At 70.7% G+C, this 13,198-nt stretch carries 7 protein-coding genes; 4 read left to right on the forward strand and 3 right to left on the reverse strand.

Annotation, left to right across the window (positions count from 1 at the left end):
* Window positions 1-68: 68 nt before the first annotated feature.
* On the reverse strand, window positions 69-1,382 hold the full coding sequence (locus BMZ82_RS25205; protein WP_143098906.1) for a condensation domain-containing protein: 1,314 nt from the start codon (window positions 1,380-1,382) through the stop codon (window positions 69-71).
* Between the two features lie 214 nt (window positions 1,383-1,596).
* Here BMZ82_RS25205 and BMZ82_RS25210 point away from each other — a divergent pair, with 214 nt between their 5' ends.
* Window positions 1,597-3,267, forward strand: coding sequence for a condensation domain-containing protein (locus BMZ82_RS25210; RefSeq protein ID WP_093779574.1), 1,671 nt, complete (start codon window positions 1,597-1,599; stop codon window positions 3,265-3,267).
* A 98-nt stretch (window positions 3,268-3,365) separates the two neighbouring features.
* Window positions 3,366-5,516: a penicillin acylase family protein gene (locus BMZ82_RS25215; RefSeq protein ID WP_093779576.1), complete on the forward strand. Its 2,151-nt coding sequence runs from the start codon at window positions 3,366-3,368 to the stop codon at window positions 5,514-5,516.
* On the opposite strand, the gene BMZ82_RS25220 is transcribed toward BMZ82_RS25215, so the two are convergent.
* Together BMZ82_RS25220 and BMZ82_RS25225 are read right to left on the reverse strand one after the other, a co-directional pair.
* A complete protein-coding gene (locus tag BMZ82_RS25220; RefSeq protein WP_093779578.1) occupies window positions 5,502-6,548 on the reverse strand; it encodes an alpha/beta fold hydrolase in 1,047 nt (348 codons plus the stop codon). The genes BMZ82_RS25215 and BMZ82_RS25220 overlap by 15 nt on opposite strands.
* Window positions 6,545-7,414 carry an AfsR/SARP family transcriptional regulator gene (locus BMZ82_RS25225; protein WP_093779580.1) on the reverse strand — a complete coding sequence of 290 codons (870 nt, stop codon included), beginning with the start codon at window positions 7,412-7,414 and terminating at the stop codon, window positions 6,545-6,547. Before BMZ82_RS25225 ends, BMZ82_RS25220 begins: the two co-directional genes overlap by 4 nt.
* A gap of 749 nt (window positions 7,415-8,163) precedes the next feature.
* Here BMZ82_RS25225 and BMZ82_RS25230 point away from each other — a divergent pair.
* The gene (locus BMZ82_RS25230; RefSeq protein ID WP_256252092.1) at window positions 8,164-11,538 is read left to right on the forward strand and encodes an AMP-binding protein; all 3,375 of its coding nucleotides are present in this window, start codon (window positions 8,164-8,166) and stop codon (window positions 11,536-11,538) included.
* Window positions 11,535-13,187 (forward strand): non-ribosomal peptide synthetase, encoded by a 1,653-nt coding sequence (locus tag BMZ82_RS25235; RefSeq protein WP_093779584.1) that lies wholly within the window; start codon window positions 11,535-11,537, stop codon window positions 13,185-13,187. Before BMZ82_RS25230 ends, BMZ82_RS25235 begins: the two co-directional genes overlap by 4 nt.
* The last annotated feature ends 11 nt before the right edge of the window (window positions 13,188-13,198 follow it).

Raw genomic sequence — 13,198 nt, forward strand, 5'->3', positions numbered from 1 at the left:
CACATGACTCTAGAAGCGCTGGGTTATTCGCGGGTTATTCAGTCCGTGCGGGCATTCCGGCCCGCCCTTCACGGGGTGGTTTTCGCGGCGTCCCACCCGAATGACCGGACGAGCCCGGCCAGATGGGCGGCGAGTTCCCGGACCGCGCCGGCGTCCCAACGGGGGGCGGGGTAGATCAGTTCCGGGACGCCGGCGGGGTCCAGGGGCACGCTGAGGGTCAGGTCGTGCCGGGCCTGGAACTCGCCGCGCGGACGGGCGGTGACGGTTAGGTCACCGACCTGCCATGTGCCCCGGGGAGAGTTGTACTCCTCGCACGCCAAGTTGGTCAGGGGATCGGCCAGTGAGGTGCCGAAGGGCGTCTGCACGGCCCGTATGACCTCCCGGTACGGCACCGCGAGGAGCCGGAGCGCCGACACCACACCGCTGCGCCCGCCGGCCGCAGCCGCCCGCAGTCCCGGATCGCCGGGAACCACCCTGATCGGAACGGTGTTGATCATGCAGCCGAGGGTCCGCGAGCCGTCCCTCGTCAGCCGGTCGGCGACGGGCGCGGCGAGGACGATCTCCGGAGCGTCGGCGACCTCGCGGATCATGTGCGCGAACAGGCCCGTCATCGTCATGTAGCGGGACATCCGCGCGCTGGCGCAGGCGGTGTTGAAACGGGTCATGTCGTCCGCTTCCAGGGGGAGCTCCAGGACGCTCCCCCGGGTCCCCCGGCCCTTGGTGAGTCCGGGCAGCTCGACGCGACGCGGTGCGGCCCGCAGCTCCTCGGCGGCGGCCCGCGCCCGGTCAGCGGTGATCGGTGTGCCTTCCGCGGCGACGCGCCGGACGGCCCAGTCCCGGAAGGACGGCGTGGGCGGCACGCGAGGGGGCGGACCCGAGAGGCGCGCCCGGTAACAGGAGAGAAGCGAGCGCAGGAAGACCCCGTGCGACCATCCGTCCGTCATGAGGTGGTGCAGGACCATCAGCACCTGGTGCTCCTCGCGCCCCAGACGCAGCAGCCGCACCCGCCACAGAGGGCCCTTCGCCAGGTCGAACGGCTCGGTGCAGTCCAGGGCGAAACGACGTCGGTGGTCGGCTTCCTGTTCCCGACGGGTCAGCCCGGACAGGTCGTCGTCGTGCCACGCGGGCGGCGGCGCGTCGAAGGACTGGGTCAGGGTGCTGCTGGTGGCCCGCACACGCAGCCGCAGCGCGTCGTGACGCCGCTGGCAGTCGTCGAGGGCCAGCCGCAGCGCGTCGATGTCCAGGGGGCCCTCGAAGTACAGGGTGACGGCGTCGTGGTAGCCCGATCGCCCCGGATCCAGCCGCTCGGCGAACCACATGCCCTCCTGGGTCGCGGTCAGCGCCACCGGTGATCCGTCGTCGGATGTGTGCGTCGGGGACACGTCCTCAGCCCTTCTCTTCCGCCCTGCTCCCGTGGACCCCTGCTCTGCTCCCGTAGATCCCTGCGCCCTGCTCCCGTGGGCCTCTGCGGGCCGAGGCTAGGCGGCCCTGGTTCCCCGGCGGTTACGAACCCCGGCGCTGTTCCCCGTCCGCGCGCTCGCCGGCACGTAACCCTCGCCGAACCGGGTGTTCCTACGCTCGCAGCGTGATGCTGCGATGACGGAATCCCAGAAACTCATGCCAGGCCCGGAGCACGCCGCTGCCCAGGAGCGTGACGGCATCGCGTCCGGGCAACGGACGGACGACCTCATGGCCGGCCTCGCGGAGGCCTGGCGCACCGTGCTCGAGGTCGACGAGATCGAGGAGGAGTCACACTTCTTCGAACTGGGCGGCCACTCCATGCTGGCGGCGCTGCTCATCTCGCACTGCGAACGGGCGATCGGGACCGTCATCCCGCTGAAGCTCGTTTTCGACCACCCGGTGTTCAAGGACTTCGTCGCAGCGGTCGAGCAGGCCGACGGCCTCGCCGGCTCTCTGCTGCCCCCGCTGGAGCCCATGGGGCTGGACCGTGCCCCGCTGTCCGTGCAACAAGGGGAGTACCTGGCCCTGGAACGCATGCTGGGCGTGCCTTCGGTCAACAACATGCTGGCCGTCGTCGAGGTCGGTGCCCGCATGGACGCGGACGCCCTGCGCAGTGCCCTGGACGCCGTGGTACGGCGCCACCCCGCGCTGCGCACGGCCCTGCGCACGCAGGACGGCGAGGACATGCAAGTGATCGTCCCGCTCGACGACGTTCCCCCGGTGCCGTGCACGGAGACCGACCTGGGCACACTGCCCCCCGAGCGGCGGCGTGCGGCGCTGCGCAACCGCATCATGCGCGAACACCTCAAACCCTTCGACATGGCCACGGGGGTGATGCTCCGCTGCCAGCTCTTCCGCAACGCGGACGCCCCCGACGTGCTGGCGCTGCACCTGCACCACGCCGTGTGCGACGGCAACTGCGTGGGAGTCGTCCTGGACGACTTGGCCGCGGCCTGTGTGGGCCGGGAACTCCCCACCGCCGACCCGGAGGAGCCGGGCCACCTCGACTACTGCCAGTGGCAGCGGGAGAACGAGCGGGAGATGGTCGAGACGTCCGGCAGCCACTGGAGGAGCGTGGTCCGGGAACTCGCCGCGGTCGCGAGCACGTCGGTCGGGCCCGCGGCCCGGCTGCGTACCTCGTTCGACCGCTCCACCGCCTGGCTGCCCGCCTCGGCGAGCCGGAGGCTGCGGACCTGGGCGGCGGCCGAGGGGCTGACCGAGTTCAGCACGTTGGGAGCGGCGACGGCCCTCGCCGTCGGACGAGTCCTCAAACGCACCACGGCCGGTCTGGGGATGCTGCTGGACAACCGCAGCCACCCCGGGCTGGAGCGGACCGTCGGCTCTTTCGCCCTCAGCAGCCTCATGCCCGTGAGGCTCGACGGCGCGCTCACGTCGCGGGAGTTCATCTCCCAGGTCCAGGAGAGCCACCTCGAGGCCCGGCGGTGGACCCAGTTGCCCCTCGACGTGCTCCTCGTCGACCCCGCGGACGAGGTCGGTGTGACGCCGTCCGACCTGATCGACGTGGTGGTGGACTTCGAGTACGTGTACCGGATGAACCGGCCGGGCCGACTTCCGCTGCACGTCGGCGTGGACCTGCGCGAGATGCTGCGGGCACCGGTGTTGGGCCCCCGCCGCACGGTCACCGCCACGATCCAGGAGGACGACCGGTTCGCGCTGACGGTGGAGCACGTCGACGACCCGGGCGAACGCGAGACGGCCCACGCGCTGCTGGCGGCGGCGATCGAGTCGCTGGCCTTCTTCGCGGACGCTCCGGACGAGACCGTCGGACGGATGGCGGACGCGTGACGGACGCGTGACGGACGCGTGATGGACGCGCTGTGAAAAGACGGACGCCGCCGGCAGTGGCGGTGGCGGTCGGAGCCTGCGGAGGGAGACAGCGTCTTATGAGCGGGGTCGGTGTCGGCGAGGCCGATGAGATCGGGGCGTCCGGCTACCGGGCGCGTCTGTACGAGGACGCGCGGTCGGGGGCGGTCGTCAGCGCCGACGACTGGATGGGCGCCGTGTTCGGGCTCGGCTTTCGTGCCGCCACCGATCGCGCCGGCCAGATGGACGTTCTGCGGCGCAGGGCACGCGGCACGCTCGCGCAGGTGGTCGGCAAGGAGGCGCTCGCGGACGACATCCGGCAGCGGCGACTGGGCCTGGACGAGGTGGCACGGCGGTGTCTCGACTTGCTTCCGTCCGAACAGGCCGCGTTTCTGGAGGCCTTCGCCTGCGGTGCGAACACGGCCCTGCGCCGCAACGGTTCGGCGATGACGTGGGCGGCGCTGGACTCCGTCGCGGTGGCGCAGGTCCTCTTCCAGTCGCTGGGCTCGGACGGCGCGGAACTGCGCATGACCGAAGTGATGCGCAGGTCACTGCCCGCACCGGTGGTCGACTTCCTGCTCGACGGCGCGGACGACTGGGCGACGGACCTCGATGGCTCGCCGGGCACCGTGGCGCACGCGCCCCTGCCGCTGGAGGAGTTGCGGGACCTGGTGGGGAAGCGACCCGCCGAGGAGGGTGGGGGAGGACCGGTCGTCGCCGACACCCGGCCGCTCGGGAGCAACGCCTGGGCCGTCGCGGGAGCCGGGGGGACCGTGCTCGCCAACGACATGCACCTGCACCTCACGGACCCCGCTCTGCTGTACCCCGTACGGCTGGTCGCGGGCGGCCGTTCCGCGTGCGGGGTGACCGTGCCCGGGCTGCCGGTGCTGATAGCAGGCACCAATGGGGACGTCGCCTGGGGACTCACCCGACTGTACGGGGACAACGTGGACCTTACACCGGTCACGCCGAGCGAGCTCGCGGCAGCCGAGACCGTGCGCGAGGTCATCGAGGTCCGGGGGGAGCAGCCCGTCGAGGTCGACGTTCTCCGGACTCCCTGGGGGCCCGTGGCGGACAGCGTGGCGGGCGAGCCGGTGGCGTTCACCTCCACCCTGCTCGACCCCGGGGCCCTGGACTTCGCGCTGACGGAGCTGTACGAGGCACGCGACGTCGAGACGGCACTCGCTGTCTTCAACGACAGCGGACTGCCGCCGGTCAACGCCATTGTGGCCGATGCCGCCAGACGGGTCGGCTGGACCGTGGGTGGCCGCTTTCCGCGCCGATCGGGCGCACCCGGCCCGCGGGGCCTGTCGTCACCGGGGGCCCGCCCTCCGGCGGAGTGGCTCGCCCCGGGGGAACTGCCCCGAGTCCGGTCGACGGCCTCGGGAACCGTCGTGAACTGCAACAATGCGAGCCACATCGTCCGGGACGCGGGCCTGGCGTGGAATCTGCCGTGCGGTACCCGCTCCCGTCGGGTGGCCCGGGAACTCGCCGCGGGGCGCACGAGCGCCGCCGACGCGCGTGCCCTGCAACTCGACGTCGAGGCGTCCTTCTACGAGTTCTACCGTGCCCTGGCCTTACGCCATCTGCCGGCTGCGCCCAAGGGGGCGCTGCTGCGCGAGGTCCGCGAGGACATCGAGGCGTGGACCGGGACGGCGGCCCCCACCGAACGCGGACTCGCCCTGCTGACGGCCCTGCACGACCTGCTGCGGGAGGCGCTCTTCGCGGCCGTCACATGGCCGGCCCGGACGGTGGACGAGCGGTTCACCTACTGCTACGCGGGCAACGAGGTGCCGTTGCGCCGATTGATCGGTGCGCTGTCGCAGGGGCTGGTGCCTGCGCCCTGGCGCAGCGAGACGGAGTTCGTCGTCGGACAACTGCTCGTCGGGCGGAAGCTCCTGATGCGCACCACCGGGCTGGACAGGCTGCCTCGGTGGGGCGAGGCCAATCGGTTACGGCTCTCACCGGCCGCTGCCCACCCCGCGGCTGCCGTGGACGTCGCGCTGGCGGGGTGCGCCGACACGGTGTGTGTGGCGTGGCCAGACTTCGGCGCGGCGATGAGGCTGGTGGTCGACCTCGGTGATCCCGCTGGCAGCAGCCTTTCGTTGCCGGGAGGGCCACGGGAGGGTGTGGCCATGGCCGATCATGTGCGGAGCTGGGCGGCGGGCCGGTCACAGCGGTTGTGGCCGGCCGGCCTGCCCGATGCCACGAGGACGTCAGACGGTGAGTGAGTTGAGGATCTGGGCGATCTCGGCCATGGGTCCCCGCCGGACGATGCTGCGGTGCGTGCAGGCGAGGGAGTGCGTGCGCACCTCGCCCGTGATGTAGGGCGTCCACCGCGAAGGGTCCAACCACACGTCGTCGGCGTCGTCCACGGCGGCGAACAGGTGCAGATCGCCGCGGAAGACGCCGGGCTCGTAGCCGTACATGGCGCGTTGGTTGTTCGTGTAGACGTCTATCACCGCGTGGATGTGGGAAGGCTCCAGGTAGGCCATGGCGCTGCCTTCCCGGCGCAGCAGCGCGGCGACGCGGTCGGGGCGCAGCGGGACCTTCGCCAACTCGCGCTGGTCGTAGCCGAACTCGTGCAGGAGACCGAGGAGCAGTTCGCGCGCCGTGGGAACCCGGTCTTCCCGGTGCGTCGGCGACGTGGTCGGCTCGGCGTCCATGGCGGCGAGGAGTGCTACCTCCTCGCCCTCCTTCTGCAGTCGGCAGGCGAGTGCGTGCGCCAACGTACCGCCGAAGGACCAGCCGAGCAGATGATAGGGGCCTTCCGGCTGGACGCCGCTGATCAGGCCGAGACAGTCGTCGACCATCTCCTCGATTCCGCCGGTCACCGGCACGTCACCGGGCTTGAGGCCGCGGGACTGCAGGCCGTACAGCGGGGTGCCGGGGTCGAGGCTGCCCAACAGGGCCGTGTAGCACCAGCTCATGCCTCCGCCGGGGTGGACGCAGAACAGCGGTGGTCGCGTGCCCCGGGCGCGCAGTACCAGCAGGGTATCGAGGGCGTCGCCGCCGTCGGTGTCCATGTCGAGGTGTGCGGCGACTCCGAGGACCGTCGGGTTGCGGAAGACCACATCGGGCGCGAGTGCCACTCCGAAGGCCGACCGGATGCGGCTGACCAGCCGCATCACGTCGACCGAGTTGCCGCCTGCCCGGAAGAAGTCGTCCGCCACGCCGAACCGGTCGGTGCCGAGTGCCTCGGCGAAGAGCCGGCTCAGCACTTCCAGGTGGGGCGAACGGGGGCCGACGGGACGGCCGCTCACTGGGCGGCGCTTCCCACGGCGTAGTGTCCGGTCGCGGACACGGACGAGACGGGGTGGAGCGTGGGCCCGTCGGCGACTCGTGTCAGTTCACCGCTCACGGCACGGCTGTACATCGCCCGGGTCGCTTCGGCCGGGCCCACCCCCACCGCTTCGCGCAGGTGCGAGGCACACAGCTTGTACCACCGGTCGGCCTGGCTGAACTGGCCGAGCCGACCGTGCAGCGCGATGAGGGTCCGATAGGTCTTCTCGTGCAGTGGTTCGATTTTGAGGACCTTGCGACAGAAGTGCAGGACCTGAAAGTCGTCGCACGTCCGCTCCGCCGCCTCCACGAGTCGGTCGAGGGCGGACAGCGCGAGACTGCGCAGCCACTCGCGCTGGGGCTCGACCCAGGGCATCGTCATCCCGGGCAGAAAATCACCCTGATACAGCTCCACCGCGTCCTGCAACTGTGCGATGGGCCCGGGCGCGTCCAAGGTGCCGGTCTGCGCACCGAGTATCAGGGAGTCGAATTCCTGAAAGTCGACCCATACGTTCTTGGCCTCGATGGAGTACCCGTATTCGTGCGTCAGGATACGCAGCCCCGAGGGGTTTCTCCCGGTCGCGGCGGCACCCTCGCTTGCGAGTATGTTGCGGAGCGTGTGCACGGCGACCTTGAGGGAGCTGCGCGGGGCACTGAGATCGGGCCACAATGCCTCGAACAGGATATCTCGTGAAATCACACAGTCCGGATGCAGTAGTAGGTACTGGAGGAGGTGGCGGGCCCGCCCGGCCCGCCAACGGGTGACGGGACGGCCACCGACGACGACGTCAAACCTTCCGAGCGTGCGTATCTCGACTGCGTATTCCGGGTGTGCGGTGCCACTCAAGGAATCTCCTCGTTTGTCGCTTTACCAAAATGTCGCCATTGCGTATATGACTGGGTCGCGCAAGAGGAATTTGAAGGTAGCCGCGCTGCGGCCACCTGTGGGTGACCTGCGGAGATCCTGGCCCGTCGGGCCTACGAAGCCGCGTGTCGAAACAAGCGGTCGTATCGAGCGTGAAGATCAATCGTTTCTCTGTTTACTGCGCCGCCGTATGCGGTGCGGTAGTAAAGTGACAGCTTGACCTGCGAATTACTTTCCCTTTACTTGCGGTTCACGGCAAGCAGTGTGTGGGCTCAGTGAATAAGTGATGTGGGGGATTTGGTGTCTCCTCGCCGAAGCGTGGCCGAATTCTCTTCGTTGCGTGTGCCACGTTGTCAACCATGTAACTACCTAGGGCGGCCCGTGGCCATGCCATCCCGGCCGCAGGTTGACCAAAATCATCTCTTGAGCGGGCTGTCCGAACCGATGTCACGGCCGGATCCTTCCCGGCTTCACGCGGGGTTCTGTCCCAGGCAGTGAACGATGTCTTCCGGTTGGGTCGACACCTCCGGGCCCATTGGTCTGCCGACGGCCGGATGGCGTGTTCCTTTCCCTCGCGGCGCACCCTGACCGGTCCGAAACAGGGGGAACGCCTCGTGCATAACTGCAGCGCAACCCCCACCTCCTAGCGTCTCGGGTGTTGCGGTTCCGGCATGCCCGGATGAAACACGGCCAAGGCGGTGGAGCAGTTGAGGACGACGCGAGTCGGGATCGTGGGCGCGGTCCGTCGGTGGGCCGCTGAAGACGGCGATCGCGTCGCCGTGAGATGGCTGCCGGGCCTGGACGAACCGGGTACGGCCACGACGTTCGCCGAACTGGACGACGCCGCCGGCGCGATCGCCGCGGCCATCCGGACGGGCACGCGTGAAGGAGACCGTGTTCTCCTGGTCGAGCCACCCGGCCCACGTTTCGTGGCTGCCTTCCTGGGCTGCCTCTACGCCCGTCGGACACCGGTGCCAGTGTACCCGGTGCTCGACAGCCGTGAGGGCCGGGCCACCATCACGCGCATCGCCGACGACTGCCGGCCGACGCTGGCCTGGGTCGGGCACGCGGAAGCCGCCGAGACGGCCGCCCGCCTGCTGGGCATCCCCGCCGCATGGCAGCCCATGGTGACCCAGCGACACCTCCCCGACGACGAGCCGGACCCGGCGACGACGGCGTTTCTGCAGTACACATCGGGCTCCACGAGCAACCCCAAAGGAGTGGTCGTCACCCACGGGAACCTGCGGGCCAACGTGGCGTCGATCGCCAAGGCCTTCGGGCACACCCGCGACGAGGTCATCCTCAGCTGGCTGCCGGCGTACCACGACATGGGCCTGATCGGGAACATCCTCCACCCGCTCCACCTGGGCTCCGGGACCATCCTCTGCGCGCCCACCTCCTTCATCCGGCGCCCACTCGACTGGCTGACGGCCGTTGACCGACTGGGCGTCACCACCACAGGGGCGCCGAACTTCGCCTACGACCTGGTCGTCGCCGCCGTCGAACGCTCCGGAGCACCGGACGTCGACCTGAGCCGATGGCGTATCGCCTACAGCGGCGCCGAACCCGTGATTCCGCAGACCATGCGTCGGTTCGGTGAGTTGCTCGCGCCTCGCGGGTTCGACCAGCGGGCCTTCGTGCCCTGCTACGGCCTGGCCGAGTCCACCCTCCTGGTCTCCTGCGCCGAGCCGGGTAAGGGGGCGCGCAGCAGGGCAACCGCGGACGGCGGCAACGTGACCTCCTGCGGGCCCGCCCGGGGCTGCTCCGTCGTGATCACCGATGGCGCCGACCGTGAACTGGGGCCGGGGCAGGTCGGGGAGATCCGGGTGAACGGGCCGAGCGTCGCGGCCGGTTACTGGGGCCGTCCGGGAGACGAGACGTTCGCCGGACCCGTGAGCGGCAGGGAGGGAACCTGGCTCCGCACCGGCGACCTCGGCTTCGTCGAGGACGGCGAGCTCCATGTGTCCGGGCGACTGAAGGACGTGATCAATGTCCGGGGGCGCAACCACCACCCCCATGACGTCGAGCGGCTGGCCACACAACTCGTCCCGGCGTTCCGGCCCGGACAGGTGATCGCCTTCCCCTCGTCCGACGGTGAGGGAGTCGTGATCGTCGGCGAACGCAGAGCCGGCACCGTGCTCGCACCCGCCGACACCGCGCGCCTCATAAGGGAGGTCGCCGAGAACTTCGGGCTGGCCGTCCGTGACGTGGTCGTGGTCCCGCGGCGGGGCATCCCCCGGACCACGAGCGGGAAACCACGCCGCTCCGCCGCCCGCGAACGCTACGAGGCCGGCGAGTACGTCACCGCCCGTAGGCCGCGAGGCACGAGCGTCGAGGAGGTGGTTGCGCTGGTCGAGGAGTCCCTGGGCCGTCGTCCGGCCGACGGCGAGACCCTGACCGACGCGGGACTGGACTCCCTCGGCGCGGTCTGGCTGTCGGGAGCGCTCGCCGGCCGGGCCGGCATCGACGTGTCCGTGCGCGAGCTGCTCTCCGGCATGTCACTGGACCAGCTCATGGACCGACGGGCCGTGCGCCGTACGGAGGAAGAGGCGCCGGACGACCCGCAGCAGCTGTCGGTCGCTCAGGAGTCGCTCGTCTTTCTGAACCGGCTCGACCCGCACGAGGACACGTACACGATCTCCGTGGCCTGGCAGACGGACGCCTCGTGCCATGACGAGACGTTCCAGCGGGCACTGGGCTCGGCACTGAGTGCCCAGCCACAACTGGCCCGCCGTATCAAGGCGGTCGGCACGTCGCTGCGGTCCGAACCGCTGCCCGACGAGGTCCTGCGTGAGGCGCTCACACCGGTCGTGGCGTCCGTGCCCGAGGACCGCCTCGACCGCCACCTCGAAGACGCCGCGGCGACCGTGTTCCGGCTCGACGAGGGCCCACTGGTGCGCATCCACGTCTGGCACACCCCCGCGCGGTGCGTGTACCAACTGGTCGTCCACCACGTGCTGACGGATCTCTGGTCGCTCGGTCTCCTCTTCCAGGACGTCGCGGCCCGCTACGAGGCGCTCGTACGCGGCACCGAAACACCGCCCGCCGCTGCCGACCGCTACCCGTCGTACGTCGCCGAACAGCGCCGCTACCTCCGCTCACAGCAGGCGCTGGAGCGCGACGCCCAACTGCGGACCCTGTTCCCGCCGGGACTGCCACCCCTGGGGATCCGGACGGACCACCCGCGCACCCCCCGGCGCGACCTGAGGGCCGGTCGGGCGACCCTCACCCTGTCCGAAGAGGTCGGCACCGCGCTCGCCGACCGGGACCAGGTCGCTCTGCTGACCGCCCTGTGGGGTGTCTGCCTGCACCGCTACGGATCGCCGGGACCCGTGACCGTCGGCGCACCCGTGGCCGGTCGCCCCGCGGGCCGACACGCGGCGGTCGCGGGCCTGTGCACCAACACGGTGCCGATCGCCGTCCCCGTCGACCCCGACCAGCCGTTGGACACGCTCGTGACGGCCGTCCGCGAGCAGCTGCTGGCCGGGGTGGGCGACGGTCTGTACCCGCTGGCCCGGGCCGTCGAGAAACTGCGCCCTTCCCGCGCTCCCGGCCGCATGCCGCTGGTGGAGACCCTGGTCACCGTGCAGGAGAGCCCCCTGCACCACCTGCCGAACCTGATGGCCGCCCTCGCCGACGGCCACTGGGTCGATCTGGGCCCGTTGCGCGTGCGGCCCGTCGCCGTTCGGCGCCGGACCTGCCGCTACGACCTCGACCTCGTCATCACCCCACGTGACACGGGAGGTCACCTGCTGACGCTCGACTACGCCGCGCAGATCTTCGAACCGGCCACCGCCGAGGGCATCCTGCGCACCTACGCGGCCATGGTCGCGGCCGCAGTCGGCCCCGACGCCGACACGGTGACCGACGTGTTCGTCCTGTCCGAGCGGGACCGCGCGTTGTACGACCTGGCTGGTCGCTCGTCGTCCGGCGCCCCGGTGCGGCCGGCCGCCGCGCTGCACGCCGTCGCCGCCGAGCGGCCGGCCGCCGAGGCGGTGGTCGAGGCGGACGGAGCCGTGACCTTCGAGGAATTCGCCGCACGCGCGGGCCGGCTCGCGGCCACGCTCGTCGGCGTGGCCGCGGAAGCGGAGAGAGGAAAGTCATGACCGGTCCGACACCGCTGTCCGAGGCGAACCGACAGGTGGGAATCCTCGTCGAGCCCGGTACCGACTTCGCCGTGGCCATGTTCGCGGCTTGGACCGCCGGGCTGGGGATCCTTCCGCTGCCGGTGGAGTTCCCCGACGCGCGACTCACCACCATGATCACGGACTGCCGGCCGCTGGCGCTGCTGGCCTCCCCGCACCAGACGGAACGCGCGCGACGCCTGGTCGACGGGGCAACGGACATCCGCGTCCTCGGCCTGCCGGCGGAGGAGAGCGGGCCGGCCGACGGCCCTCCCGTGACCACGCCACCGGACCACCCGGCCTTCACGGTCTACACATCCGGCTCGACGGGACGGCCGAAAGGGGTCCTGATCCGCGAGAGCCAGGTGTCCGCACTGCTGGCCTGGGAGACCCGGACCTGGAAGCTGGGCCCCTGGGTGCGCATGGCCCAGACACTCTCGCTCGGGTTCGACTTCGGCCTGCAGGAACTGTTCACCGCGCTGCCGGCGGGAGGCACCCTGATTGTGCCGAAGGCCGCCGACCGGCGCAACGCCAAGACCTATGCGGAGTTCCTGCGCCGCGAACGAGTGTCGGTCCTGTTCACCACGCCGTCCTTCACCGACGAGTTGGCGGCGGCACTCGTGCCACTGCCGGACCTTCGGCTCGTCCTGATCGGCGGAGAGGTCCTGCACTGGTCGACGGTCGAAGCGCTGGAACGCGTCGTCACCCCGGAGTGCCGGCTGGTGAACGGCTACGGCCCGACCGAGGCCACCGTGAACTGCCTGGCCTACGACATCCCCCGCGACCCGCAGGGCCGCGACGAGCCCACCGGAATCGTCCCGGTCGGCCGTGCGTCGGCGTCCGCCACGATTCATCTGTTGGACCAGCACGGCCTCCCGGTCCCGGTCGGGGCGGTCGGCTCCGTCTCGATCGGCGGCCCCGGCGTGGCGGACGGCTACCTGCACCGCCCCGACCTCAGCGCTCAGCGCTTCGTCAAAGGACCCGGACAGGGCCTGCGCAGGGTGTACCGCAGCGGTGATCTGGCGTACTTGCGACGAGACGGCCACTTCGTGGTGACTGGCCGGGACGACCGACAGGTCAAACTCCGGGGCTACCGAGTGGAGCCGGCCGAAGTCGAGTGGGTGCTGCGACAGGTGCCCGAGGTCACCGCCGCCGCCGTCCACGTCGTGACCGGCCCGCAGCGCATGGTGGCGGTGGTGGGCGGTGGAGTGGAGGTGAAGGCCGTCCTCGGCGACCTCACCGCATGGCTGCCCGCGCCCATGATCCCGGACCACCTCGTCGTGCTCGACGAGCTGCCCCGCACACCCAACGGAAAGCTCGATCACGACGAGATCCGTCGGCTGGCGGAGGACACCGGGCGCCACGCCCCCGCCCCCGACGCCTCGACCGCGCAGATCGAGGAGACGATCTGCCTCGTCTGGCGCGACGTGCTCCACTCCGAGGTGGTCGACCCGGACCGCAACGTGTTCGACCACGGAGCACACTCCCTCGCCGCCACCCAGGCACACGGGCAGCTCCAGGCGTTGCTCGGTGTGCCGTTTCCCGTGAGTGACCTCTTTGAATACCCACGCCCCAGGGACCTGGCAGGACGTCTGGGCACGTACCGGCGAAAACTGTTCGGCCGTGGATGACGATCCGTCAC

The organism is Streptomyces sp. yr375, from assembly GCF_900110755.1.
Taxonomy (GTDB): domain Bacteria; phylum Actinomycetota; class Actinomycetes; order Streptomycetales; family Streptomycetaceae; genus Streptomyces.

What these genes read in the sequence shown, in the direction of transcription:
- BMZ82_RS25210 (WP_093779574.1), top strand. Translation starts at nt 1,597, where the DNA reads ATGACGGAATCCCAGAAACTCATGCCAGGCCCGGAGCACGCCGCTGCC.
- BMZ82_RS25215 (WP_093779576.1), top strand. Translation starts at nt 3,366, where the DNA reads ATGAGCGGGGTCGGTGTCGGCGAGGCCGATGAGATCGGGGCGTCCGGC.
- BMZ82_RS25235 (WP_093779584.1), top strand. Translation starts at nt 11,535, where the DNA reads ATGACCGGTCCGACACCGCTGTCCGAGGCGAACCGACAGGTGGGAATC.